The sequence below is a fragment of the Methanocella paludicola SANAE genome (assembly GCF_000011005.1).
GTDB lineage: Archaea > Halobacteriota > Methanocellia > Methanocellales > Methanocellaceae > Methanocella > Methanocella paludicola.
The window spans coordinates 2285120-2309330 of the sequence record NC_013665.1; the positions used below are offsets into that span (position 1 = coordinate 2285120).

The 24211-nt window shown below is 55.8% G+C and carries 28 protein-coding genes and 1 tRNA gene; 11 read left to right on the top strand and 18 right to left on the bottom strand.

The window, feature by feature from the left end; genetic code table 11:
- Nucleotides 1–25: 25 nt before the first annotated feature.
- From MCP_RS11800 to MCP_RS11830, 8 genes are all read left to right on the top strand, one after another.
- A complete protein-coding gene (locus MCP_RS11800; protein ID WP_012901077.1) occupies nt 26–517 on the top strand; it encodes a hypothetical protein in 492 nt (163 codons plus the stop codon).
- A 178-nt stretch (nt 518–695) separates the two neighbouring features.
- A complete protein-coding gene (locus MCP_RS11805) occupies nt 696–1223 on the top strand; it encodes a PadR family transcriptional regulator (RefSeq protein WP_012901078.1) in 528 nt (175 codons plus the stop codon).
- A gap of 2 nt (nt 1224–1225) precedes the next feature.
- Entirely contained in the window at nt 1226–2350 is a 1125-nt protein-coding gene (locus MCP_RS11810) for an ABC transporter permease (protein WP_012901079.1), read from the top strand.
- Nucleotides 2343–3020, top strand: coding sequence for an ABC transporter ATP-binding protein (locus MCP_RS11815; RefSeq protein ID WP_012901080.1), 678 nt, complete (start codon nt 2343–2345; stop codon nt 3018–3020). Before MCP_RS11810 ends, MCP_RS11815 begins: the two co-directional genes overlap by 8 nt.
- 77 nt (nt 3021–3097) lie before the next feature.
- Nucleotides 3098–3670: an HdeD family acid-resistance protein gene (locus MCP_RS11820; RefSeq protein ID WP_012901081.1), complete on the top strand. Its 573-nt coding sequence runs from the start codon at nt 3098–3100 to the stop codon at nt 3668–3670.
- A 72-nt stretch (nt 3671–3742) separates the two neighbouring features.
- Nucleotides 3743–4531 (top strand): hypothetical protein, encoded by a 789-nt coding sequence (locus MCP_RS11825; protein ID WP_012901082.1) that lies wholly within the window; start codon nt 3743–3745, stop codon nt 4529–4531.
- A 48-nt stretch (nt 4532–4579) separates the two neighbouring features.
- A complete protein-coding gene (locus MCP_RS16190) occupies nt 4580–4708 on the top strand; it encodes a hypothetical protein (RefSeq protein WP_269445985.1) in 129 nt (42 codons plus the stop codon).
- A 65-nt stretch (nt 4709–4773) separates the two neighbouring features.
- The gene (locus tag MCP_RS11830; protein ID WP_012901083.1) at nt 4774–5127 is read left to right on the top strand and encodes a hypothetical protein; all 354 of its coding nucleotides are present in this window, start codon (nt 4774–4776) and stop codon (nt 5125–5127) included.
- Nucleotides 5128–5751: 624 nt separating this feature from the next.
- Here MCP_RS11830 and MCP_RS11835 read toward each other — a convergent pair.
- From MCP_RS11835 to MCP_RS11880, 10 genes are all read right to left on the bottom strand, one after another.
- Entirely contained in the window at nt 5752–5994 is a 243-nt protein-coding gene (locus tag MCP_RS11835) for a hypothetical protein (RefSeq protein ID WP_012901084.1), read from the bottom strand.
- Nucleotides 5995–6188: 194 nt separating this feature from the next.
- Complete coding sequence (gene yciH / locus MCP_RS11840) at nt 6189–6497, bottom strand: stress response translation initiation inhibitor YciH (protein WP_012901085.1); 309 nt, start codon at nt 6495–6497, stop codon at nt 6189–6191.
- 46 nt (nt 6498–6543) lie between these two features.
- Entirely contained in the window at nt 6544–6876 is a 333-nt protein-coding gene (locus tag MCP_RS11845) for a YkgJ family cysteine cluster protein (protein ID WP_012901086.1), read from the bottom strand.
- The gene (locus tag MCP_RS11850) at nt 6877–7332 is read right to left on the bottom strand and encodes a DUF5788 family protein (RefSeq protein WP_012901087.1); all 456 of its coding nucleotides are present in this window, start codon (nt 7330–7332) and stop codon (nt 6877–6879) included. It abuts the gene before it with no gap.
- 45 nt (nt 7333–7377) lie between these two features.
- Nucleotides 7378–8829 (bottom strand): ThiF family adenylyltransferase, encoded by a 1452-nt coding sequence (locus MCP_RS11855; RefSeq protein WP_012901088.1) that lies wholly within the window; start codon nt 8827–8829, stop codon nt 7378–7380.
- A gap of 64 nt (nt 8830–8893) precedes the next feature.
- On the bottom strand, nt 8894–10060 hold the full coding sequence (locus tag MCP_RS11860) for an MFS transporter (protein WP_012901089.1): 1167 nt from the start codon (nt 10058–10060) through the stop codon (nt 8894–8896).
- A 41-nt stretch (nt 10061–10101) separates the two neighbouring features.
- The gene (locus MCP_RS11865) at nt 10102–10407 is read right to left on the bottom strand and encodes a hypothetical protein (protein ID WP_012901090.1); all 306 of its coding nucleotides are present in this window, start codon (nt 10405–10407) and stop codon (nt 10102–10104) included.
- 92 nt (nt 10408–10499) lie between these two features.
- Entirely contained in the window at nt 10500–10898 is a 399-nt protein-coding gene (locus MCP_RS11870; protein ID WP_128860059.1) for a YidH family protein, read from the bottom strand.
- 32 nt (nt 10899–10930) lie between these two features.
- Complete coding sequence (locus MCP_RS11875) at nt 10931–12199, bottom strand: anaerobic sulfatase maturase (protein WP_012901092.1); 1269 nt, start codon at nt 12197–12199, stop codon at nt 10931–10933.
- 7 nt (nt 12200–12206) lie between these two features.
- A complete protein-coding gene (locus MCP_RS11880) occupies nt 12207–14561 on the bottom strand; it encodes an arylsulfatase (RefSeq protein ID WP_012901093.1) in 2355 nt (784 codons plus the stop codon).
- A 158-nt stretch (nt 14562–14719) separates the two neighbouring features.
- Between MCP_RS11880 and MCP_RS11885 the strand changes: the two genes are divergently transcribed.
- The gene (locus tag MCP_RS11885) at nt 14720–15592 is read left to right on the top strand and encodes a bile acid:sodium symporter family protein (RefSeq protein WP_012901094.1); all 873 of its coding nucleotides are present in this window, start codon (nt 14720–14722) and stop codon (nt 15590–15592) included.
- 118 nt (nt 15593–15710) lie between these two features.
- Here the strand turns inward: MCP_RS11885 and MCP_RS11890 are convergent, their stop codons facing one another.
- On the bottom strand, nt 15711–17210 hold the full coding sequence (locus MCP_RS11890; protein ID WP_012901095.1) for an arylsulfatase: 1500 nt from the start codon (nt 17208–17210) through the stop codon (nt 15711–15713).
- A 138-nt stretch (nt 17211–17348) separates the two neighbouring features.
- Here MCP_RS11890 and MCP_RS11895 point away from each other — a divergent pair, with 138 nt between their 5' ends.
- Entirely contained in the window at nt 17349–17702 is a 354-nt protein-coding gene (locus MCP_RS11895) for a DUF1622 domain-containing protein (protein WP_128860060.1), read from the top strand.
- A gap of 91 nt (nt 17703–17793) precedes the next feature.
- Nucleotides 17794–18219, top strand: a complete 426-nt coding sequence (locus MCP_RS11900; RefSeq protein WP_012901097.1) for a hypothetical protein — start codon at nt 17794–17796, stop codon at nt 18217–18219.
- Between the two features lie 9 nt (nt 18220–18228).
- Here the strand turns inward: MCP_RS11900 and MCP_RS11905 are convergent, their stop codons facing one another.
- From MCP_RS11905 to MCP_RS11935, 7 genes are all read right to left on the bottom strand, one after another.
- Complete coding sequence (locus tag MCP_RS11905) at nt 18229–18795, bottom strand: hypothetical protein (RefSeq protein ID WP_012901098.1); 567 nt, start codon at nt 18793–18795, stop codon at nt 18229–18231.
- Nucleotides 18796–18884: 89 nt separating this feature from the next.
- Entirely contained in the window at nt 18885–20225 is a 1341-nt protein-coding gene (ftsA, locus tag MCP_RS11910) for a coenzyme F390 synthetase (RefSeq protein WP_012901099.1), read from the bottom strand.
- Between the two features lie 15 nt (nt 20226–20240).
- Complete coding sequence (locus MCP_RS11915; protein ID WP_012901100.1) at nt 20241–20717, bottom strand: TspO/MBR family protein; 477 nt, start codon at nt 20715–20717, stop codon at nt 20241–20243.
- A gap of 32 nt (nt 20718–20749) precedes the next feature.
- Complete coding sequence (locus MCP_RS11920; protein ID WP_012901101.1) at nt 20750–21163, bottom strand: fasciclin domain-containing protein; 414 nt, start codon at nt 21161–21163, stop codon at nt 20750–20752.
- A gap of 507 nt (nt 21164–21670) precedes the next feature.
- Nucleotides 21671–22063, bottom strand: coding sequence for a hypothetical protein (locus MCP_RS11925; protein WP_012901102.1), 393 nt, complete (start codon nt 22061–22063; stop codon nt 21671–21673).
- Nucleotides 22064–22708: 645 nt separating this feature from the next.
- A tRNA-Leu gene (locus tag MCP_RS11930) sits at nt 22709–22793 on the bottom strand.
- 97 nt (nt 22794–22890) lie between these two features.
- Nucleotides 22891–24153 carry a peptidase MA family metallohydrolase gene (locus tag MCP_RS11935; protein ID WP_012901103.1) on the bottom strand — a complete coding sequence of 421 codons (1263 nt, stop codon included), beginning with the start codon at nt 24151–24153 and terminating at the stop codon, nt 22891–22893.
- Between the last annotated feature and the right edge of the window lie 58 nt (nt 24154–24211).

Here is a 24211-nt window from a genome sequence, read left to right on the forward strand (position 1 = left end):
ACGATAAAGCGAATATTGCAGGCTGATGAAGGGTAAAGGTCTCGTCGTATTATTTCTCGTAGTCATGTCATTTGTCGCGGTCAGCGGCTGCTCCGACCTGTACAACATTCTGGAGACGTACGTCCCCACCGTGACCCCTGAAGCCCAAACGCCCGTCAGGATAGGGGACGTCGCGCCCTCATCTACGGTAAAGGACATCACTATCACCGGGTCAGGAAATACTATAACTTTCAGAGGCCTGGGCAAGTACAACGTGAACGACCGCAATGACTATTTTACCCTGAACCAGGGCAAGGCGGACTTTTCCATCGACCTGAAGGGCCAGGGCGCCTGGTGCATCATCACCATGGAATGCATTAACCCGTACACCGGCAGCAAGGAGTATATGACGATCTATGAGTTCACGCTGGAAAGCAGGCAATATAAATTCACTAAGCAGGTCGATATTCCTTATACGGCGAAGTACTGTCTCAGCGTAAACTATTACGATAGCTGGGAGATCAAGATAACACAATGAGCCTGTTTTAAATAAGGCCCATGCCATAACCGTTTTTGTCTTTTATCGGGCGACCGGTCATCCAGTATTAGAAAGCTATAAATACTTTGGCGCATACTATGCCCGATGGACATAGTCCCTTTGGTAATAGTACAAAATGGTAATAATTCCAGCGGGAATATGCAGAGAAAGTGAGAATATGGTCGATCTGGAACTGATCATCCTGGGAGCATTGCAGGGTATGCCCATGCATGGCTACGGCCTGCGGCAGGGCCTGATGGCGAGCTACGGTAACCGCTATTTCAAGCTAAGCAACAGTTCCCTTTACCGGGCGCTGGCAAAGCTGGAAAGCGAGGGGTGCATCGAGGGGAAGAAGGTACCCCAGGAAAACGTGCCGGACAGGATGATGTACAACATCACCGAGGCGGGAAAGAAAAAGCTGAAGAAGAAGGCGGCCACGCCGGTGAAGCCGAGCACGACCCCGGGCGGCTATGATTTCGACTTCAAGACGCAGGCCGTGCACTTTGGCATGCTCACGAAGGAGGAGCGGCGCCGGGTCACACAGCCGCTGTACGAGAATTCCGGGGAAGAGCTCAAGGAGGCGCTCAGCAAGCACGAAAAGTTCGGCCAATACCTGGACAGGTATCAGCTGGCCGTGCTCGAGCAGGGCATCGAAGAATTAAAACATAAACACCAGTTCTATGGGCGGTTAATGGAGATGGAGTAACAATGCTAGATATAGCGATCAAGAATATGTGGCAGAGAAAGACGAGGACCGCTTTGACCGTGGTCAGTATCGCCGTGTGCATCATGCTGTTCATCACGCTCTCTACGGCTACGACGTACATGGGCAAGTCGTACGATACGCTAGCCGAGAGCTTCTCGTCGCAAATGTACGTGCGGTCGCCATCGACCATGTCGTCGGCGAGCGCGGAGTTCCCGCCATTATCCTCGAGCGTGCCGATGGATAAGGCGTACGCCATAATGAACATGAGCGGGCTGGATAAGTCAAAGAGCACGCCGCTTATCATTGTGGCGCTGGCCCCGTCACTGTTCCAGGGCGGGCCACCGCAGGTCATGGCCGTCGGCGTTCCCGAGGGCAATGAGAAAGCGTTCTACGGCACCGCGAAGGTGCAGGAAGGCAGCGGGGCGCTGTCGGACAAGGACCAGGTCATACTGGGCGCCGACGCGGCGACTTACTACAAGGTGAGCCTGGGCGACACCCTGCCGCTGATGGGCACGAACTTCACCGTCGCCGGGATACTGGAGCGGAACGGGAATATTGTGACGAACGGCATGGTCATGATGCCGATGTCCTCGGCCCAGGAAGTGTTCAGCCGTCCGGCGGCCACGACGGTGCTCATATCGCCTGCGAACGGAGACTTCGATTCCCTGGGCAACGCCATAAAAGCGCAGTTCCCCGGCCTCGAGGTCATGGCGCCAGGCGACATGCAGAAGAGCCTCAACACCATGATGGGCACCACGAAGACGTTCATGGGCATGATCACGCTGGTCATGCTCCTGGTGGCGGGTATAGTCACGCTCATGGTCATGGTCATGTCCGTCTCCGAGAGGACCAAGGAGATCGGCATGATGCGGGCCATCGGGGCGAGAAGGTCGAGCGTCCTGCTCATGATCGTGGAAGAATCCATTGTCGTGTGCCTGGCGGGCAGCGTGCTGGGCATAGCCCTGTCTGTGCTGCTCATACGGATCATGTTCGGCGGTTTCCTGGCCTCCGCCGGGATAATCGCCGAAGCAGTGGTCTTCATGACCATCATAGGCGTGCTCGCGGCCATGTATCCCGCGTATCGCGCATCGAACGTGCAGCCCCTGGAGGCGCTTCGCTATGAGTGATGTGGTACTTGAAACGAGGGACGTGAAAAAGTTCTATAAGATGGGCAGCGTGACCGTGCAGGCTTTGAGGGGCGTGGACGTGAGCCTGAAGAGCGGAGAGTTCGTATCCATCATCGGCCCGTCCGGGTCCGGGAAGTCGACGCTGCTGAACCTGCTGGGGTGCCTGGACCGGCCCACGGAGGGCAGCGTGCTGCTCGACGGCACGGACGTGTCGAAGATGGGTGAGCGCCAGCTTACGGACATGCGGTGTAAAAAAATCGGATACGTGTTCCAGAAGTTCTACCTTCTGCCCTTCCTCACGGCGCTGGAGAACGTCGAGCTCCAGGCTCGCCTGGCTGGCGTGAAGGACAGCCGCCGCCGTGCAGAGGAGGCGCTGAGGCTCGTCGGCCTGGATGGCCGCATGGGCCACATGCCGAAGGAGATGTCGGGAGGCGAGCAGCAGCGGGTGGCCATCGCGAGGGCGCTGGTCAAGGCCCCTAAGCTGCTCCTGGCGGACGAGCCGACCGGCAACCTGGATACGGCCACGGGCAGCGAGGTCATGCGAACATTAAAAAAGCTCAATGAGCAGGGCCTCACCATCCTGATGGTCACCCATAACCCGGAGCTTGCGGCGCAGACAGACCGGATAATACGCGTGAAGGATGGCCTCATAGATGGAAGCCTCAACTGAGGCCCCTCCTCTTTTTTGAGCCCCGGGCGGCAAATCCTTATATTTTTATAAAATTACCTTATATAATTGGAATTAATATGATGGGAAATGTAGGGGATTATTTAACGGGAGCATGGCGCAACATGTGGTGGGACATGCTCCTTCGCGGGGCTATTGCCATCATTTTCGGGCTGATCGTCTTCTTCTGGCCCGGGCTATCCATCGCGACCTTCGTGTTACTGTTCGGGAGTTTTGTTTTTGTGGATGGTATCCTGCTGTTGTTGCAGGCGGTAACGGTCAAGGATGGCAGGTGGTGGGTACGGTTGCTGCAGGGCCTCTTATCGATAGCTGCGGCGGTCGCCGTTTTCATCTGGCCGGGCCTCACTGCGCTCATGTTTCTATACATCATCGCGTTCTACCTGATATTCGCGGGCATGCTGCAGATATTTGCCGCGATCGAGATGCGCAAGGCCATCAAGGGAGAGCTATTGCTGATCGCCGGCGGCATATTGTCCGTCATCATCGGCGCGCTCATGTTCGCCAGGCCTTTAACCGGGGCCCTCGCGCTGGCGCAGACCATCGGCATCTTTGCCATCGCTTACGGCATCCTGCTGGCGATACTGGCGCTGAAGCTGCGGGGCGCTGGCCATAAGGTCGCCGCGGCCACCTGACCCGGCGACGGTCGTCGCGTCCGTTTGCGCGACGACAAGTTAATATGGCGACGCCGCCTTTCTTTTTTATTTATGCTCGAGGTCTACTGCGATTCGTCCTTTAACGAGAAGGGCGTCTCTTTCATCGGCTGCGTCGCCGTGAAGGACGGCGTGGAGATATACCAGTCTACCGCCAGGGTCATGCCCGACCCGCTGCGCAATATCGAGTGCGAGATGGCCTCCATCGAGTTCGGCATCGCCGTCTCCGGGCTTTTCCCTGACCCCAGGACCGTCATTTACAATGACTCGACCGAGGCGGTCAAGGAATATCAGCTCCAGAAGAAAGGCGAATATTCGGTAGAATATGCGGCCCGGGAGACCCCGTACCAGTCGCTGGCAGACCGCCTGTCAAAAAGGTTCCCGCAGGGCTTGATCGAGACGTACGGCCTCTGTAAAAAGCCCGTCGAGCCGTTCACCCCGGAGGTACTGGCGGATGTGGCCCGGGGGGCTACCGTGATATACCTCAAAAAGAGCGAGAGGGAGACCACGAACACGAAGACCGTCTACACGCTCATAGTCCGTACGATCGACGGCGTACTTTCCGACGATAAGAAATATGAGGCGAGGTCCGGCGAGGTCAAGAACATCAAGGTCGCCAGGGAAGTCTCCGCCGACCTCAGCGACCCGAACTTTGTAAAAGGCGTCGAGGGCCTGGACCTGGAGGGCTCGTACTTCCTGCTGACGGATGAGACGTGGGGCCTGCGGCAGAAGGGCGGAGAGGCGTACACCATAATACCGTGCGGCGTGGCGCACCACGTCATCTGCCACGAGGTGGACCGCAGCCCTGAAAATCTCTTCAGGCGTGCCGGAGATGCGAAATAGCGCCCCACGGGGAAACTATTTTTATCGAACCAGCATAGTGCTTTATGCATGGCGAAAAAGGGCTCCGGGAAAAGGCCAAAGGATAAAAATTTCAAGCTGGCTAAAAAGATCGTCGCTATACTGGCGTTCATCATAGGCTTCGCCGCTATGACCTATTTTATCGTGATGAGCCTTTGAGCAAACGGCAAATATATAGTAAATAAGCTCAGATTGGTATAGACTATCATACCGGAGGCTAAAACGTGAGGGACTGGGACGTCTGGCAAAGACACGAGAATTATAATTCTATCATAGCGTTAGCGTGCGAGCTGCCGAAGGAGACCATCGTAAGGCTCGAGAGCATCGGCCTGGTCGTCGACGACGGAAGTAAAAGCGCCGTTAAGGCCGACCAGCTATTCCTCATTCACGTCAGGGACCTTGATAAAAAGCTCTACTGGAGGAAGTACGACGAGTTCAAGGCGAAGTACAACGAAGAGCCCAGGCCAGTCCACCTCGAGGAGCTGCCGGAGCTCATTATCCGTTTCTTAGGCAACGTGAAGCCGGACCAGTGTATCGCGATCACTGACTTTACGCTGGACCTGCTGGGGAAGCAATAGCATTTATAGTACTTATTTTTCTCTTTAAAGCTTTTTTAGCATTTATTAATATGACTCTTCCGCGGTTTTGGGATGAATATTTTTTTATCCTTTTCTAGTTATGCCGTCGTTGAGTGGTCCAACCACAGAGGCACGGAGCGCACGGGAGTTTCACAGAGTTTTATTTTAATAATTTAAGACTCAGAGGGCTCAGAGGCCGGTTTATTAGTTTGCCTGGGGCACAGAGTTTATTGAGGCTCGGTTGACCAATAAACAATAATGCGGGTTTATCCTCGGCAGTGCCTCTTTCAACTCCGTGCCCCGGGAATGTTATAAACCCGTACTCCGTGGCCTCTGAGCCTCAATTATTAAAAAAATCTCCGTGAAGCTCTGCGCTCTCCGTGCCTCTGTGGTTGGACCACTCAACGACGGCATAACATAAAAACGAGCGAAGGCATCAGCCAAAGCAATATATCACCCCAAAAACGCACAAGAACCATTAATATTTTCAATGTTTATTAAGCCGCAATTCGCTATATCGTTAAATTATTAGACGGTCCTACGGATAAGCATCACGATAATGCCATTATCGACAGCGTTCTCTCCGGTATCTCCGAACGCATTAAGTAAAACAGGATATTGAGATCATTTACCCGAGCGCAGCAGCTTGCCCCTCTCGATGAGCTCCTTGACCTTCTGGCCGCCCTTGTGGCCTATGTCCTCGTAAAAGCTGCCGCCGTAGCGTTCCTTGGTGGTCTCCCCGCCGATCTTTCCGCCCTTGCGGCCGATCTCCTCGTAAAACCCTTCCCCATAACGCGCTTTTGTCTTTTCACCGCCCTTATGGCCGGCTTCCTTGACAGTCATTACTCCTTTGCCTTTATCCGCCATTTCCACACCTCTATGTAATGTCGAAAAAATCTGCCCTTCTGTCGGCTTTATGGATACACGGTAATGTAATTGGCATAGGGCATTCAATTTAACTAACGGATAACACGAGATTGCGCTTGAATTTTATAATATACTATATCCGCCTGACAGTTATGGTAAAAAACGCTTAAATCAATGTATAAAAAGAGGCAGGCTCACATCTTGAGCTCGATGAGGTCGGGAGAGAATCCGTAGCTCACTAAAAGCTTTTTTACTTCTTCCCGGTGGTCGCCCTGTAGCTCGATGCGGCCGTCCTTGATGGTGCCGCCGCAGGCGAATTTGGTCTTCAGCTTCTGGGAGAGTTCCTTGATGTTGACGTTCTTCGTATCGATGCCATCGATGATGGTCGTGATCTTCTTAAAACGCCGTGTGTTGGTATATACGCGAATTTTTTGGTTCTCCTTCGCCAGGTCCTCGCAAATGCAGAGGTCCGTGGGCAATCCACACTTATTGCAAACTTCCATATTATGTTCTCTAATATCACATTTATAAAGGCTGTATAAATATTTTTCATTCTGGGATGAACTTAAAGCCGCAATCTCTTGAAACGTCGTCCCCGTAATCCTCTTCCGGGTAGCGCTTACATATGTCGGGCTTATTATCGTGTATGGCGCACGAGAACGTGCCGTCCTTATTCTCGACGAGGTTTTTGCACGGGTTCCTTATCTGCAATTCCACGTTGCGGCCCTTGAAGTTCTTGATATCGGCCGAGACGCCGACGTGGGACTCCAGCCACCGCAGGTATTCCGTGAACTCGTAGTCGGTCACGCCGCCCACGTGCATGTCTATGCAGAAATCCCTGCAGCAATTCCCGCACTGCTTACAGCTTCCTGTTCGTTTCATTCAGTCTCGCTTCCTCTTTTCCTCGCCCGAGTACACTTTCCTCATCAGGTTCAGCCACCGCCGCCCGTCCTCCATTTTCGCCCTGTTCGCCTCTTCCTTGATGGATGGCTTCGGCATCGGGGCGTTGTAGAGCGTGTCGAGCGCCCGGTCCAGCCCCCTGGCCTCGGCGTACAGCGCCTGTGCCTCGGACTTCGCCATCTCTTCCCGGGAAATGCGATCGATGATCTCGCGGCGCTTACGCTTGACGGCCGATATGACACGGTCGACCTCCGCAATGTCCTCCGGAGTCAGCCGCCCGCGCTTCTTTGACATCTCAAAGACGAATGCCCTGAGAGGTATCCGCCCGCCGTCCGCCTCAAGCTCCGGCGGTATGGTCGCGCCGGCAAAGGCGAACTCCTTATCGAGCTTCAATAACAGGTTCTCCCGCTCGTACTTTGAGAGCTTCTCGTCGCTCATGGCCAGATACTATCTCACCATGACCGGCCTAAAATACTTTTCCGATTATCTTCTGGCCCTGCGCTCGTCGCCCGCGCCCAGCACGCCGCCCTCGCCGCACATCGGGCATGCCCTATCCCGATCCCGGCGCCGGCGCTCGACGGACTGAGCCTCAGGGTCATATTCGACGAGGTCAAAGGCCCTGTCCGCGCCCGAGAGCATGTCCATCAGCTCCTGGACTGCGATAGAGGCCACCGCCTCGTTCACGGGCACGCTTGAAGCCCCAGTGTCCCTGTCAGTAGCGGCCTCTCCGGAGCAACTGCTGCACCCGGTGATGCCGGGCAGGAGCACTCGTACCAGGCCGTACGGGCCGCCATTTTCCGCCTTAATTGCAGTGCGTGCCTCGATGCAGGGTATGAGGTATTTGAGCGATACGTCGGCGACAGCGGCCTTTAGCGCCTCATCCGACCCGCAATAAAATATCACGTCACAGTCCTTAAGATAGCTCCGGGCGCTGCGGGCGACATCGCTGACGTTGAAAGCGTCGATGTCCGCGGATATCTTCCTGAGCATCTTCTGCGCGGCCTTCGCGCGCCGCTTACCCGTTTCCATGCCGGTCACGCCGTCGTCCAGCAGGAGAAAATTCCTTACGCCCTGCCGGGCCAGCATAGAGCATATCTCCAGGCCGATCCCGTCCAGCCCGACAACGGCCACCCTTATGGACCCGGGACATGCGGCGGACGTTATCTCGCAAGAGGAGGCGCTCCGGTGCATGACGGCGTCCTTCATCCCGTTCCTGCCGAGTACGCTTATGCGGGCGCTCTCGGGCATGACGAGAGAGTCGTGGTCGCCGTCGTAGTCGCAGAATGAAAATCCGGCCTCACCGACCACGGCCATGGCAAAGCGCAGCCCGCACGAGCGGAGGAAACGCCCGTTCTCCAGGCCGTTCTCGATGTCGATCCACGAAAAGTTGGGCTCCCTTGAGCCAACATGGGTGTGCACTTCCACCACCAGGTCGCCTTTCAAGGCGGCCTCGGCCAGCACGGCCTCGATGAACTCGGCCCGGGGCGTCACCGTGATGCTGGACTGCTCGAACAGGTCTTCCTTCGCCGGTATGTGGAGCCCTCTCACGAAATAGTCACGATTCTTCCTGTCGGACCGGCTGCCGCAGCGGGCCACGGCATAGCCTTCCCTCGACAGGGATTCGGAAGCTTCGAACGCCTTCCGCATGAGCTCAAAAAGGGGCTGAGAGAAAATAAGCCGGACTGACCGGTCGGCTTTTCGCTGCTTTTTGGACGAGAGTACGCGGAACTTTTGCATGCCCTTCGTGAACGGCCGCCCTACAGTAAAGCGGTCGCCTTCCGATACGTCGATCTCGCCATGGACGATGACGTTCTTTCCGCCTGAGGCTTTTGCGATCGGCCGGCTCTGGTCGCTATGCGTGACCCGCCGTATCTCGGCGGCGCTCGTGCGCTCCGGGACCTGTACTGGCCTGCCGTCGACGTATATAGTGACCATGTGGGCTCGCCCTTCCGCTTATCGTGTTCATTTTTCAATAATTTATATTAGTACTACTATAATATTATATTTTCCGGGGCTGCCCTATGAAGAGAAACATGATGATCCCCGCGATCGCGAGCAGTACGGCGACCACGTATAGCGTAGCGGGAAGCGTCAGGGCGGCCACCATCACACCGCCGGCGAACGGCCCGACGGCGAGGCCCAGCGAAAAGAGCGTGTTATAGATGCCGTAGGCCATGCCGCTTGAATTGCCCCCGCCGTACAGGTCGGAAAGGAGAGGGAGCATGGGCGTGAGAGCAAAGCCCATGGTCATACCCAGCAGCGATAACACGGCTGCAGTCAGTGCGAACGACGGCGTGAGCGCGCACCCCGCCACGACGATCGCCGAAGAGGCTAATCCGGCCGTAATTAACAAGCGCCCCCCATGCAGGTCATAGAGCCGGCCGACGAGGGGCTGTGCGACGATGCTCAGGAGCGACATGGCGCCGAAGGCCAGGCCCACCATGGTCGGGGTGGCGGAGAACACGTCGTACATGTATACGGGCATGAAGGGCTCCAGGATGCCGTACGTGACAGCCCCGATCACGACGGCCAGCGATATGGCGAGGAAGGTCCGGGGCGATCTAAGGTACGGCGCAAGGCGCTCCCGGAACGGCACAGAGGGCGCATGGCCCGATGGCTCGCTGACCGCGAGGAACGCAAGCCCAACGATACATGCCATGACTGACGGTATGATGAACGTGAGCGCGTAGCCAAGGTTATCGTACAATATGCCGCCCATGGTCGGCCCGATCAGCGTGCCGACAGACATCGCCGACATGGCCATCCCCAGGCGTTTGCCCCGCTCCTCAGGGCCGAAAGTGTCCGCCAGCATCGACAGCCCGGCCGACCACGTGGCGGCCCCGGACATGCCCTGGAGCAGCCTTGCCAGAATAAGGACCGCCACGTCGGACGAAAGCGCGAACGCCACGTTCGTGGCGGCCAGGGTGAGCATGCCCAGCATCATGAACGACCTTCTGCCCAGTTGGTCAGAAAGAATACCGAAGGGAATGCTGAATAAAAGCAGCGAGACCGAGAACGCGCCGTATATGGCGCCGATGGTCACCGTGTCGGCCCCGAGCTTCATGGCGTACGAGGGCAGCACCGGTATGACCAGCGTGTAGACCATCATGTCCATGAAGATGGCCGCGGAGACGAGCGCAAATACGAGGTTCTTCCTGCCGGTCATTAGCATTGGGAAATGGCCGGCATGAGATAAATGTTTCCATCCTAGCTTTCGCGCCCGTATTTTGCAATGAACGTGCCGTCGTCCTTTACCTTAAAGTTCATGAAGACGCCGTCCCTGCGGTCGCAGATGACGTACTCGCGGCCCGCATCGTCGTACTTCAGGTATTCGCCCTCGACCAGGATGGCCCTGCCCCCTACGTTCACATCCATACGGTCGCTGTATATGTCCACGGAAACATCGGCGCCCACGGTATCCCTGCCGATGTAGCGCACGCCCCGGTCGGTCACCTCTGTACTGTCGATATGGCCATTAATAGGAGGTAGTATGTAGCTCGCTCTTTTTTGCATAGTTAATGTTGATGTGCGCGTCCTTGTAACGTTATCACGCGCTTTAAACGCTATTTTTTATTTGTTATGTATTCGCCCGTACTCCGATTTTACTATATCGGGCCCAGGCGGAAGAGCAGGTTGAGCAATACGAGGATCCCGAGCAATGAGAGCAAAATTGATGCCACGAGCGCGGTAGAGACGGGGAATTTTTGGCCCGACTCTCTACTCAATTGTCGCTGGAACAGGAAGTACTCGACAATGGCCATGGCCTGCAGGATCATGCCCAGCCCGACGAGCGCCACGCCGAAGTTACGGGGCGCATGGTTCTGTATATTTCCCGTTATCAGGTCTGACTCGACCAGGTACTGGAAGAATTTGAAGATGGTGAAGCCGAAGCTTATCAGCGATAAAGAGGTACGGAACCATGACATCAGCGTGCGGTCGGCGGCCATGCGTGTACGCTCGTAGCCAAGGTCTATGGGCTTCCCGGGATTTGCTGTCTCACCCATATATATCATCTCTATCTCCGTGCCAGCGCATACTAGGGCCTCCCATGGCATCGCTTGTATTTCCGGCCGCTCCCGCATGGGCATGGGTCGTTGCGGCCGACCCTGGCCGCCGTGCCCTCTTCATCCGATAATACCTGCATTACTCCTTCGGCGGGGCGGCCCTGGCGGAGGAGCGAGGCCATTATCTGCATCGGGTGGTTGACGTGCTCGAAGAACATTTTCAGCCCGGGGCAGAGGTAGCTCAGTCCCGGCTCCCCGCTAATGAAGCGATGCTTGGGGCAGTCGCCGTTGCAGGCAAAGCGCACGATGCACTCGCGACACTGGCGGACCAGGTCCGCCTTACGCTGCCCGAACCTGCGCTGGGCCTCCGAGCCCACCAGCCCGGCCAGCGGCTTATCGGCGATATTGCCTAAAAAGTAATCAGGCTCGACGAAGTGGTCGCATGAATATACGTCGCCGTTGTGCTCGAGCGCCACGCCCTCCCCGCAGGTCCGCCGGAAGATGCAGAGCGACGACTGGCCGCTCAGCCAGGCCATCAGCGTGCCGTCGAACTGCTGTACGAACATGCGCCCCACATCGTGGCGTACCCATTCGTCGAAGATATCGATCAAAAATCGGCCGTATTGCTCCGGCAAGACGGAACGTTCTGTGACCTCCCGGCCCTCCTGGAAGCCCCTTTCGCTGACGCGCTCGACCACCGGGATGAACTGGAGATACTCGGCGCCCAGCTCGTCGCGGAAGAAACGGTATACTTCAAGGGGGTGATCGCCATTGGCGGCGTTGACCGTGCATAAGATGTTAAAATCAACCTTATGTTTCTGCATGAGGCGGACGGCGTTCACGACACGGTCGAACGTGGGCCTGCCCGCCCTGTCCACGCGATAGCGGTCGTGCATCTCACGGGGCCCGTCCATGCTCAGGCCGACCAGGAACTTATTTTCGTGCAGGAACTCGCACCACTCGTCGTCGAGCAGGGTGCCGTTGGTCTGTAGCGTGTTCTGGATGATCGTCCCGGGCTTCTGGCATTTTCGCTCGACGTCCATGGAACGCCGGAAAAAGTCCAGGCCCATGAGAGTCGGTTCCCCGCCCTGCCATGCGATCACCACCCCGGGCGTCCGGTGCGCCTCGATGGTCTGCCGTATGTAGCGTTCCATAACGTCGTCGGACATGCGGAAACTATCCCCCGGATAGAGCCGGTCCTTCTTCAGGAAAAAGCAATATGCGCAGGCGAGATTGCACTTCGCGCCCGTCGGCTTGGCCATGACGTGAAAGGCCCCTGGTGGCTCACATGTCGATGACATGAGCCTCCTACTGCCGCGCCATCACGATGCGCATCTCGGCCTCCGCGTCCTTGATCAGCTCGCCGCTGACGTCCACGTCGACCTTATGGATCCTGCCGGTGAACTCGAACGGCGACCGGTAGTCCATCGTTACCGGGGCGCCCGGATCGGCGCCCACGACAATGCCCCCACCCAGGGTCATCCGGATCGGGATGGTGACGGGAATATCAGCCTGCCCGACCAGCCGACCGTCGATATATAGCTGGCCGCGCCCTGGAGTGCCCTTGCCGCCCGGGAGGTCCGGCTTGCCGGTCACCTCGAACTCGTACCGCAGCTGATGGCGGCCCTCTGGCACCGGCTCCCGGGACTCGACGTGGTACAGCACCTTCGAGACGTAATTGTGGACGTAATGCAGCCGGCCGTCCTTGACGTAAAACGTAAATCCACCCTCATCGCTTCCCTGCGAGAGGAGCACGCCCTCGGCACCACCCGGGGGGACATCCACGTCAGCCGTGATACTATGAGAGCGGTTGAGCACGTTGACCGCCTGCTGATCCGGGATCATCTGCGTGCCGGAATAATATGTGTAGTTCATGCGCGGCGGGGCTATCGCCGGGCGCTCGTCCATGAAGCGAAGCGTCCCACGGCTATCGATCGGCAGAACCTTGTACTTGCCCGCTTCGATGTACCACAGGGAGATCATCTCGATCAGCTTGGGCCGATTTTGTGCCGACAGGTCGTGATTCTCTGCGAAGTCCTCCGCCAGATGGTACAGCTCCCAGCCTCGGGCGTCCAGCTCGATCAGCCTCTCGGACGATAGCGGCGCCCCGAAGAACTGGCCGCTTTCGGTGAACGACGGGCCGGGCCAGGGGCAGACGGCGCGCCAGCCGTCATGATATATCGCGCGATGGCCGAACATCTCGAAGTACTGAGTATGGTGCCTGCCCGGAGCATTCGCATCGTCGAAGGTATTGGCCAGGCTCACGCCTTCCAGCGGCGACTGTGTGACGCCCCTAATGGCCGAAGGCGACGCTATCTCGAGCGCTTCCAGCACGGTGGGCACCATGTCGATGGCATGGCTGTACTGCGTGCGGACCTCGCCGCTGGATTTAATCCCTCCTGGCCAGTGTACAATGAAGGGGTCGCTGACGCCGCCCCGGTAGGTCTCGCGCTTCCAGCGGCGGAAGGGAGTGTTGCCGGCCCAGGCCCAGCCCCACGAGTAGTGATTGCTGTACTCGGGACCTCCCAGCTTCTCCATGGCTTTCATGTTTTCCCCCATAGACTCCGGGATGTTGTTGAAGAACCGGCTCAGGTTCACCGAGCCGCCCGGGCCGCCCTCGGAGCTGGCGCCATTGTCCGAGAGCAGCATGATGAGGGTATTATTGAATTCGCCAATGCTGCGGAGGAAATCGAGGAGTCGGCCGATATGGTGGTCGGTATGTTCCAGGAAGCCGGCGAATACCTCCATCATTCGGGCGTAGAGCCTCTTTTCCTCTGACGTGCACTCGTCCCATGGCTTGACGTCGGGGTCATGACGTGAGATCTCGGCGTTCGCTGGGATAATGCCCAGCTCTTTCTGCCTTGCAAAGACTTTTTCCCGATAGGCATCCCAGCCGTCATCAAACCGGCCCTTATATCTGTCCGCCCATTCCCTGGGCACATGGTGGGGAGAATGCATCGCGCCCGTGGCGAAGTACAGGAAGAACGGCTTGTTTGGCGCTACCTGTTTGGCATCGGCGATGAACGAAATGGCCTTATCGACCAGGTCTACAGTCAGGTGATAGCCTTCCTCAGGGGTCTTCGGTGGCTCTACCGTGTGGTTATCGTATACCAGCTCAGGATAATACTGGTTCGATTCCCCGGACATGAAGCCATAGAAGCGCTCGAAGCCCCGTCCCAGGGGCCAGCGGTCGTACGGTCCCGCAGCGGACGACTGGTCGGAGGGCGTCAGATGCCACTTACCCACCGCGTAGGTACTGTAGCCCTGCTGCAATAGAATCTCTGACAGGAAGCCGTTCTCGAACGGGATGTTGCCGTTGCTGCCCGGGAATCCGGTGGAGCCTTCCGTTATGCAGGCCATGGCATTGGAGTGATGGTTGCGGCCGGTAAGCACGCAGGAGCGAGTGGGCGAGCACAGGGCAGTCGTATGCATGTTATTATATCTCAGGCCATTGGCCGCCAGACTGTCGATGTTCGGCGTCCGGATGGGGCTGCCGTAGCAGCCGAGATGGCCGAACCCGGTGTCGTCCAGTATGATGAATAGTACATTCGGCATTCCCTCCCTGGACCTGACGGGCTCCGGCCATGCCGGGGAAGATTCGTCCACCGTACGGCCGATAATGCCGTTAAACGCCGTTCCAGGCTTATATTCCTTCATTGCCATTTTCCCTTCACCTGCTTATACGGTCCTCTCCAGAGTGACGCAGCACTAAAAAATGATTTTATATAAATATATAAATGCGTAATAGATAATTATCCTTAACTTAACGGATAATCATCTTACTGCGCCCTATAAGGGAACGATGAGGCAGGTCGGTCACTATGGCAAACGACATCCTGACGATGATCAAGGTATGTGCGGCTATCAGCGTGTTCACTTTCGTTTTTTCCCGGGGACTGGGCACGCGCATCGATGACCTCGGCTACTTCAGCACGCGATCCGGGCTGATGGCAAGGTCTTTTCTTTCCGTCGATGTCCTGGTCCCGCTCATCACGATCGCGGTCATCTATCTCGTCAGCCCTTCGAGGGCCACGGCTATCGGCCTGATCCTGCTCGCGGCAGCGCCGGTCGCTCCCCTTGTCTCAAAGAACATAGCGAATGCCGGTGGAAAGCTGGACTACGCCATGAGCCTCCAGGTGTTGCTGGCATCGCTGGCGATAGTCACGACGCCCGCCTTGCTATATCTTTTATCCCGCGTTACGGGGATCACTATGAACATCGATCCGATATCAGTGGCAGAGAGCGTCGGGCTCTCCGTGCTCGTGCCCATCCTTGGCGGGGTGTTTGTCAGACGGCTATTCCCGGCCCTGGCTGAACGCCTTATCCGGCCGCTGGAGATCTGCTCGATCGTCGTCCTGGCCCTGGTGTTCATCATCGTCCTGCTGTTCACGTATCAGCTTGTCTTTGTCCCGAATATCCGGTCCTATATAGCCATGGTACTGGTGGTCGTCGGTGCCCTGGCGGCAGGCCACCTGATGGCGCCGGGGCTGCCGGAAGAACAGACGACTCTGGCGCTGGAGAGCGCGGCGCGGAACAGCGGGCTCGCCCTGCTGATAGCCTCGGAATACGCCTCGCTCGAGAGGGCCCTGCCGGTGATGATACCGTACTTACTATTATCCGCAGCCATATGCTTCATTTACATCCGATACCGGAAAATGGGGCATGGTATTACGCGACCTACCCGGTCTGGTTAGGGATCGTCGGGCATTTTTCAATACGCGGGAACATGCGGCTCCCGCTGGCGGCATATCGCATCATTATCAGGTCGCCATGATAAGGGGCCAACGTATGCCTCCTTTTAATGATGGCCCTTTAATCGCCGGGAACATTCTTCATCTGCTCGCTGGCCTTTTCAACGGTGAAACTCGCGGCCTTCTGGCGCGGCGGGAATTCCTTGAACGTCGCCATGAACTCTCCGACGGCCTTCTGCGCAGGTATGACCAGGTACGCGTGGGAGAATAACCAGTCGTAGTAAGTGTTCGAAGTGGTATCCGCGAACTCAAATGGATCGGTGCGCAGGTTGAAAATCTTCGGCACACGTAGGTGGGTGAATGGATTGGCCCAGACGGCTAGAGTCCCCGGGCACCGCTGTTCCAGGAAGACCATTTTCCAATTGTTATAGCGCATGGCGAGTAGATCGCCGTCGTCCGAGAAGTAGAAGAATACGTCGCGGGGCCACTTCTTTTCTTTACCGGCCAGGTAGGGCAGCAGGTTGTATCCGTCGATGTGTACCTTGAATTTTTTCTTGCCCGCCTTATGCCCTTTCTTCAATTTTTCAATGATATCCGGTTCGCCTGCGGCCGCCAGGAAGGTCGGCAGCCAGTCGTGGTGACTGACGATCTCGTTACAGACGCTCCCGGGCTTGATCTTACCGGGCCAGCGCAATAATAACGGCACTCGAAAGGCGCCTTCCCAGCACGTATTCTTCTCGCTGCGGAATGGGGTCGTGCCAGCGTCCGGCCAGGAGTTGCGATGCGGACCGTTATCGGTGCTGTACATGACGATGGTGTTATCCGCGATGTCGAGGTCGTCCAGCTGCTTAAGCAACTGTCCTACGCACCAGTCATGATAGATCATGGCGTCGTGGTACTCGGACTGCCAGAGCCCCGACTTCCCCAGGTAATCGGGCCGGACGTGGGTGCGGAAGTGCATGTGTGTCGTGTTGAACCAGACGAAGAAGGGCTTGCCGTCTTTATGCTGACGCTTGATGAAGTCCTTCGCCGCCTTGAGGAACTCTTCGTCGACCGTCTCCATGCGCTTTTTCGTGAGAGGGCCCGTGTCCTCGATCTTCTGACCCCCGTCCGGCTTCGCCCAGCAATGCAGGACGCCCCGGGGCCCGAAGTTCTTCCTGAAGTCAGGGAAGAGCGATTCCGGAGGATAGTCCCGTTCTTCGGGCTCTTCCTCCGCGTTCAAATGGTACAGGTTGCCGAAGAACTCGTCTAAGCCGTGCATCGTCGGCAGGAACTTATCCTTATCACCGAAATGGTTCTTCCCGAACTGGCCCGTGGCATATCCCAGCGGCTTTAAAAGTTCCGCTATCGTCGGGTCCTCGGCGCTAAGGCCGATTTCCGCGCCCGGCATTCCTACTTTGCTCAGCCCCGTTCGGTAAACGCTCTGCCCCGTGATAAAAGATGAGCGTCCGGCGGTGCAGCTTTGCTCGCCGTAGCTGTCGGTGAAGAGCAAGCCCTCCTCGCCGATACGGTCTATGTTGGGGGTGCGGTATCCCATTAGCCCTTTCGAGTAGATGCTCAGGTTGGTGATACCGATATCGTCTCCCCATATAACCAGAATGTTGGGTTTCTTTGCAGCCATTGATAATCCCTACCAATCTGTACTGTAGAAGCTTTATTATTATAATAATAGCATTATTAAATTGTTAAATGTTGACTCATAGTCCACAAAAAACATGGAAAGTAACATTAATCAATGGGCGACGTTGTCGGGTGTCCCATGACCGGTATAGAGAATTACACTATGATAGCCGTGGACTGGCTTAAGTCCGCTACCGAGATGATCAGCGTCATCCTCGTAGCCACGGGGGTGGTCGTCACATCCTTTAAGATACTACAGATGATCAGCTCGCCGCATCTCAGGAATTACAACCAGGCACGGCTGACCTTCTCCAGGTATCTGGTCATGGCCCTCGAGTTCATGCTGGCGGCGGACATAGTGGCCACTGCAGTGAAGCCTAGCTGGAACGACCTCATCATGCTCGGGTCCATTGCTATTATACGAACATTCCTCAATTTCTTCCTGCAGCGCGAGATGAAAGAGGAAGAAGAAGCCATAAAGAAAGTGGCTTGAACGCCGTGCTAAAACAATTTATTATCATATTATTATAATAATTCTTATAAGCATGCAAGAGGAAATATTGCATTATAATAGGTGCGTGGGTATGAGGCTTATCAGCATTATTATCGCTATATCTCTGTCGGCCATAGCGGCAGCAGGGCTCATTTCGTGGCCGGCGCTTGCCAGCCTGAACCAGCCGGCACAGGTGATCGGGATGCCATTCATATCCACGGATTGCGTTACTTATGCCATGCCCGCGTCGTTCGGGGGATTCGTGTGCATTGAGTTCAACAGCACATTCCTGGAGCAGCGGGATCTTGAAAAGCTGGACATCGATTTCCCGCTATTTACAGATGCAACAGTGGCCGGGCCGGCGGTCATGGACGCGGACAGCGGCGAGACGACGGCGAACGTCCTTCCATTCGGCCCTGTAGACCTCGCGTTCCCGTCCATAAGCCAGGTAGCCGACCAGTCGATAAAATATTCGGATACCTATTTCTTCACCGATACCATCGGCATAGGCGGGTAATGCCGGTGCCTAATTATTTTTTATGCTTTCCAGCAGCTTTGACACGGCGGCGATCTTCTCACCGACGATCTTTGGGTCATAATACCCATAGCCGAAAGACCTGATGCCCATGTTCATCGTATTGCCTCCCGGTAACCTGAGGCCCATCACTTTACCGTATATCGTCCCCGGCTGGATCGGGAACTCGTTGAAAATGTCCTTTTGCGGCTCGCCGATGACGATCGAGGGGCTCGTGCCACTCATATTGACGTTAGCGGCTGAATAAGTTTTAGGCAGCATGAAGCTGGACGGGTCTAAGTTGACATCGGAGACCAGCGTCCTCAGGCTCCCATTGCCTATGCCGGTGTTCCCCACGCCGCGAATGCCCGGATAGTGGACGATCTTTTCGATGGCGCTGCCATTGTTATTAGCTCCTTGCGGGAGATAATTCCTGGTGCTCCTGTTGGATAGTGCACAAAAATCTGCTCGAGCTTCCGACCTGATAGAATACTGGCCAATGAACAACGTAAGGAGCAGGCCCGTTAAGACGAAAATAGTGGTCGCTGTCTTTAAAAATACGCTATATCCCCCACTCATAAGTATCTTTAGGCCATTAGAGATTTTAAAAGATAGCTATTGAAAAGCAAAACGAATTGGCATATATATAAAAATAATAGCGGGCCGCGTCATCGCCTATCCACTAGACGCTTCGGCCTGCCCTTCTTCGCGTAGAATTCCAGTTTACCCGGCGGCAGGAAATCGAAGGACAGCCTGAACTTATCTTCCTCGAAGGCCCTGGCCAGCCCCGGCTTATACTTTAAAAAGGCCTCGGTGAAGCGCTCTTCCACCGGCCGTCGCCCCGGCCTGTCCGGATCGAAGCACTCAAGGTTGAGCTTCATGATGGTCGATCCGCCCGATCTATCGATGAAGGCCTCGTACTCGCCCGTAAGGTACTCCATGTTATCCCGCTGGAAGACGCCCGACTCCACGTCCACCCGGTTGAACGGGTTACCGGCCACCCAGACAGTCTCCGACTCGCGCTGAGGATAGAAGATACGCATGTGCGTCCGGCCGCATGCGCACTTTTCCCTCGACATGACCACGGTCGTGTCCTCGGTATCGTAGTTGATGAGCAGCGTGCCGCACTTCCCGCCCACCGGCAGCAGCGTCGTCAGCACCATCCGGCCGCACTCCCCGTCCGGGACGAACTTCATCAAGGTCGGGTCGTACACGTCCAGGTGCACCATGTCCTCGGGCACATGGAGGCCGTTCTGCTCCGCGCATTCGCCGCACATCGTGCCCTCGGTGCTCCCGTAGGTGTTGAACACTTTACAGCCCCAGATCTCCTCGACGTACTCCCGCGATTCCTTCGCGAAGCTCTCGCCGCCTGACACGAGCCTTTTTACGCCCGAATCCCGGGGCTCCATGCCCTCTGCCTTCATGCGCCTGGCCAGCCTCAAGAGCTTAAAAACGCTCCCCAGGATGCCCGTAGGCTTATATCCCTTGATGGTCCGCAGGGGGAAGCTGCATTTTCCGAAGGGCACGATGGTCATGCCCATCCGGTGGGCCGCCAGGGTCATGGTGTTGGCGCCCACGTTCATGCCGTAGGACGCGCAGACAATGAGACGGTCGCCCATGCCGAAGCCCTGGGCCACGAAGAAGCGCGCGTACTTCTCCGCATATCGCTGCCAGTCCTGATACGTTAAAAAGAACGACTTCGGCGTGCCGCTGGTGCCGCTGGTCTCGTGGATGGTGAACACGTCCGGCCAGCCCACGCTCCTGAACCGGAAGTTCTCCGTCACCGGAGGCTGGCTCTCCCGGATCGTCTGGCCCGAGATGATGGGCAGCCTCGCGAGGTCCTCGTGGGTGCGGATAGAGGCGACATCGATACCGTTCTCCCTGAACCACTGGCTGTAGAACGGGGAGTTCTCCTCCGCATACCTTACGGTATACTGGATGCGGTCCTCGATGAGGGCGTTGAGCCCGGCGCGCCCCATCGTTTCCATCGGCTCGTTGAAATACGCCATCGGATATACTCTGTCTTACGGGTTTAATAAGAATACGGCCACGTTGAGGCAGGTGGCGAAGGAGACCCACAGGATGTAGGGCACCATGGCGTATGCCGCCGGCTTCGAGAGACCATAGAACTCGTACGTCGTGAGCACGATCAGGGCGAGCAACAGCAGGATAAGCGCGACGCCGAGCAGAATGTTGTGGAACCCGAAGAATCCGACTGACCAGAGCACGTTCATAATTAGCTGGGCCGCGTATACGGCTATGGCGGAATCCCTCTGCTTGCTCTGCGGCAGCCTCCAGACGAGGAATAGCGCGATGGCCATGAGCAAATAAAGTATCGTCCAGGCGGGGCCGAAGAGCCAGTCGGGAGGCGTGAAGAAGGGCTTGTTCAATGAGGCGTACCAGGTCGTGATGCTCGGTATGGTGAAGACCGAGCCTATGAGCGCCGCCAGAAAGCTCGCTGCGAGGGCGGCGACGAGCTTCACGATATCGTTGAACTTCATGTGCTTAAGTTATGACCGCCAGGTAGATAAATTTACGGCCCCTCCGCTTTAGTTATCTCGTGGATGACGCCCTTGTTGTAGGGTATATCCGGTTTGGCTATGTCCGCCCCGTTGACCCGGATGCCGTCGTGGGCCTCGATCCTGAGCAAATACCCGCCCACGGTCTTGAGCAAGTGGAGGCGATGCAGATCCTCATATGTATATTTCCCCGGGACGATGAAGTGCCAGAGCAGGTCTTCCAGCTTCGCCGAGCCCGCCAGCCCGCCCATCGTATATTCGTTAAAGACCTCGTCGGTAGGCGCAAAGATGGTATACGGCCCCTTCTTTTCGAGCATGTCCCCCACGCCCGAAAGCTCCAGCGCCCGTATAAAGTTCGTAAACATCCCCTCTTCCCCCAGCACCTCGGAGGCCGTCATCTCGTTCAACGGCCTTAGAACATCGCCCACTAACTCGCCTCAAGAGAAAATTCGCCTTTCACATATTTAACCTTACTAAAAAAATAAAAAGGAGGAGAACATGGGAGATGACAGTGACTTTGTCGGTGACGCTGACGCCAGGCAGGGGCCACTTTTTGACGGTTGAGCGACCGTGTGCCCCCACTAGACCGCTCAACCCCCCGTTTTGCGATCTATTTTACACATATTGTATAGTCCGCCCCAGATTTGGCCCGTGCCTGAGCGTACGTTTAATGGACAATTGCTTGTCCAGTAATGAATTATTGTTCCTCTATAAGATAAATATTTCGATGATAAATCGATAAATTAAGTATAATAAACCTTATAATCGATAAGTTCGTATTTTTTTAATTACATTAAGAACAAATTGTTCCATCCATAATTAAGTTAATAAAAGAGTTTTTTTCCTTCTTAAGCAGGGCGGGCGTATGCCGACATCTTAAACTCACGGCATACGCCCGGTGGCTCGCCCAAAAAAGTATTATTTCAGTTGGTTACTCACAATTCGTATCTACGCTTTTTATTGACTTTCAGTTTCAAGAGTACGACCAGTGCCATGTATAACGAGGCCATTAGCATAGCCCTCTCTATCAGTTCCTTTTCCCGTTCGTGGTTGCTATGCAGGCATTTTTCTATGAACCTCATATCGTCACGGTCATATATTCCCTCGAAAGGCTCCCACAGATCATTGTTACAGCATATGTGACATATCATGTCCTGAAACTTGTCTGGAGTATCGAAAGTATCAGCCAGCAGAATCCTTTTCCTGATGTCAAACTCGAGGCTATCGAATACGTCTTTGACCATCCTCTTATAGGTGACGTCCTCGACGCCCGGAGATTCGCCGGGAATTGGAGCCCTCTTAGTGTACCTACGACAATTATCTTTCATACGTGATCACCCATGGGCTCCGCTAAAAGACTGCCCTTGTTTCTGTCATTCTTCTCGTAGTCGTAGTCATGCGATCGCACGCTTTTCAGAGCGCGTCCTATACCGTTCCAGATATTTTCTTCTTCTCTATAGTAGCTAGTCATGTTACACTCCTTGGTTTCATGGTCGAGGTCCTATCGCATGCTATCCGGGAGAGCACACTCTAAAAGTTACTAGAGAATATTCTAAAAGCCCTAAAAGAAGCCGCGATAGAATCAAGAACTAGGATATATTTTTAAATTAATTATCCAGTATCTCATTTAATTCTATTAGCGGTCTTCTCTGCATCGTAAATGGTTTAAGTACTTGCAGTATATTAAAAATTGCGCACAGTATGAGAAGAGCGTTTTACAAAGGATATACGCGGTCGTCGAGGCGTTCCGGGCATCAGTCGGCCATCAGGCCGATGCGAAGATGGCGGGGTAATGAGCGTTTTTTCCGAAGGATAAAACGCTGCTTAGGGCTTGCGAGCGAAGCATGCCCGAAGGGCCATGCGAAGCGGGGTGCAAGCCCGGCCCCGACATCGAAGCACCCGGAACGCCGAGTAGCCTTGCCAACAGGCAAGGCGTCGACCCGCGAAGAAGAAAAACACCATATTATAGAAAGTGCAGGGGATGGGATTCGAACCCACGAACGCCTACACGACAGGACCCTGAATCCTGCGCCTTTGACCTGACTTGGCAACCCCTGCGTCTGACATTAAAAACGTATTAATGCGGACTCCTATTGGCCGTACATACTATTTAAACTTTTTTGGCTGCACAAAAAAGGAGGACGCTGTCGGCATATTATTTACGTGTCCGCCAGAATATGAGCACTATCAGCAGAACGGCTAGCACATTAACAATGCCGAGCACCGCGTATACGACAGTATCGTCAGCCATCCCGGATCCGGACAGCATATTCTGGGTCGCCGGGGGTTCGGACTTCGTCAGGATAATGTTATAGAACCTGAGCTGGCCCTTGTCGATCGTGAGCGTATTGTTCACCGTCACGTATCCCTCGTGGTCCAGGTATACTGTGAACAGCCCGTAAGTGAGGTTCACCGAATAATAGCCAGAGGTGTTCGTCTTTGCCGTATACGGCTTACCCAGTACGGCCGAGTCGTTCCTCATGCACGTGAAGACGAGGGTCTCGTTCCCGAGGGGCAGGCCGCTGGCGTCTTTCACGTAGCCGTAAACGCGCTCGGACGTCACGGCGCCGTCCCGGGCGCTCAGCTCGCCCTTCAGGTTCACCTGCCAGTCGGCGTTGATGCCCTCGGGCGAATAGCCGAGGCGCTTCGTGAAGGCCTTCTCCAGGTCGCCGGTGGTCGCGTAGTCCTGCATGATGTACCGGACGTTGTCCTCGCCATACTTATCGACGATATACTGCATGAGCATGCCCGACTGGGCGTATGCCATTTCAGACTCGCTCTGGCCGGCCGAGTCGCCCGTCCCGCTCAGGACCGTTTCCACCTGGGCGACCGTCATCATCTTGCCCTCGCGGCACGCGTCCTCGACCATCGACTTCCCCCGATCGGAGATGTCGCCCGATATGTAAATGGCGAGCCCTTCGGAGAACCACCGGGGCATGTCGTACTTGTTGCTGATTAGCTCCGTGCGCATGGCGATGTGGGAGAACTGGTGGGTCAGGACTGCCTCAAAATTGGAAAGCTGTTCGGGGGACTCGATGACGATGGTGCCGCTCTCCGCGTCGCCCCAGCTGTCCGCCACGTTGTTATCCGTTATATTATCGTTCGTCAGGTAATTGTAAAGGATGCTGGTGTACTGGCTGTGGCTCGCCGCCAGGATGATCCGGTTACGGTACTCGAAATCCCCGTAGAAAGCAGTGACGTTAGCGTAAGCGTTATTCGCGGCGACAATGACGGTACTCAGGTCAGTGATCCTGGTCGAGTCGTAGTAGATGTCGAAATGATCGGACCTGTACAGCTCGAAGTCGCCCGGCGGCATTGGAGTATACTGGGAGGACGCCGTAGTCCCCGGAACGGATGCCGACACCAGGATGAAAATGGTCAGCGATATGATGCAAAGCCCGGACGGTAACGATCTCATGCTAAATCCTCGCCCACACTAACTTCATACATTAATATATAGCCTTTTTCACATAATC

Coding starts and splice junctions, on each gene's coding strand:
- MCP_RS11820 (WP_012901081.1), top strand. CDS start 3,098: ATGATGGGAAATGTAGGGGATTATTTAACGGGAGCATGGCGCAACATG.
- MCP_RS11905 (WP_012901098.1), bottom strand. CDS start 18,795: ATGAGTGGGGGATATAGCGTATTTTTAAAGACAGCGACCACTATTTTC.
- MCP_RS11895 (WP_128860060.1), top strand. CDS start 17,349: ATGACCGGTATAGAGAATTACACTATGATAGCCGTGGACTGGCTTAAG.
- MCP_RS11850 (WP_012901087.1), bottom strand. CDS start 7,332: ATGAGCGACGAGAAGCTCTCAAAGTACGAGCGGGAGAACCTGTTATTG.
- yciH (WP_012901085.1), bottom strand. CDS start 6,497: ATGGAAGTTTGCAATAAGTGTGGATTGCCCACGGACCTCTGCATTTGC.
- MCP_RS11890 (WP_012901095.1), bottom strand. CDS start 17,210: ATGGCTGCAAAGAAACCCAACATTCTGGTTATATGGGGAGACGATATC.
- ftsA (WP_012901099.1), bottom strand. CDS start 20,225: ATGGCGTATTTCAACGAGCCGATGGAAACGATGGGGCGCGCCGGGCTC.
- MCP_RS11875 (WP_012901092.1), bottom strand. CDS start 12,199: ATGTCATCGACATGTGAGCCACCAGGGGCCTTTCACGTCATGGCCAAG.
- MCP_RS11860 (WP_012901089.1), bottom strand. CDS start 10,060: ATGACCGGCAGGAAGAACCTCGTATTTGCGCTCGTCTCCGCGGCCATC.
- MCP_RS11870 (WP_128860059.1), bottom strand. CDS start 10,898: ATGGGTGAGACAGCAAATCCCGGGAAGCCCATAGACCTTGGCTACGAG.
- MCP_RS11880 (WP_012901093.1), bottom strand. CDS start 14,561: ATGGCAATGAAGGAATATAAGCCTGGAACGGCGTTTAACGGCATTATC.
- MCP_RS11835 (WP_012901084.1), bottom strand. CDS start 5,994: ATGGCGGATAAAGGCAAAGGAGTAATGACTGTCAAGGAAGCCGGCCAT.
- MCP_RS11800 (WP_012901077.1), top strand. CDS start 26: ATGAAGGGTAAAGGTCTCGTCGTATTATTTCTCGTAGTCATGTCATTT.
- MCP_RS11810 (WP_012901079.1), top strand. CDS start 1,226: ATGCTAGATATAGCGATCAAGAATATGTGGCAGAGAAAGACGAGGACC.
- MCP_RS11825 (WP_012901082.1), top strand. CDS start 3,743: ATGCTCGAGGTCTACTGCGATTCGTCCTTTAACGAGAAGGGCGTCTCT.
- MCP_RS11915 (WP_012901100.1), bottom strand. CDS start 20,717: ATGAAGTTCAACGATATCGTGAAGCTCGTCGCCGCCCTCGCAGCGAGC.
- MCP_RS11885 (WP_012901094.1), top strand. CDS start 14,720: ATGGCAAACGACATCCTGACGATGATCAAGGTATGTGCGGCTATCAGC.
- MCP_RS11865 (WP_012901090.1), bottom strand. CDS start 10,407: ATGCAAAAAAGAGCGAGCTACATACTACCTCCTATTAATGGCCATATC.
- MCP_RS11900 (WP_012901097.1), top strand. CDS start 17,794: ATGAGGCTTATCAGCATTATTATCGCTATATCTCTGTCGGCCATAGCG.
- MCP_RS11845 (WP_012901086.1), bottom strand. CDS start 6,876: ATGAAACGAACAGGAAGCTGTAAGCAGTGCGGGAATTGCTGCAGGGAT.
- MCP_RS16190 (WP_269445985.1), top strand. CDS start 4,580: ATGGCGAAAAAGGGCTCCGGGAAAAGGCCAAAGGATAAAAATTTCAAG.
- MCP_RS11935 (WP_012901103.1), bottom strand. CDS start 24,153: ATGAGATCGTTACCGTCCGGGCTTTGCATCATATCGCTGACCATTTTC.
- MCP_RS11925 (WP_012901102.1), bottom strand. CDS start 22,063: ATGAAAGATAATTGTCGTAGGTACACTAAGAGGGCTCCAATTCCCGGC.
- MCP_RS11855 (WP_012901088.1), bottom strand. CDS start 8,829: ATGGTCACTATATACGTCGACGGCAGGCCAGTACAGGTCCCGGAGCGC.
- MCP_RS11815 (WP_012901080.1), top strand. CDS start 2,343: ATGAGTGATGTGGTACTTGAAACGAGGGACGTGAAAAAGTTCTATAAG.
- MCP_RS11805 (WP_012901078.1), top strand. CDS start 696: ATGGTCGATCTGGAACTGATCATCCTGGGAGCATTGCAGGGTATGCCC.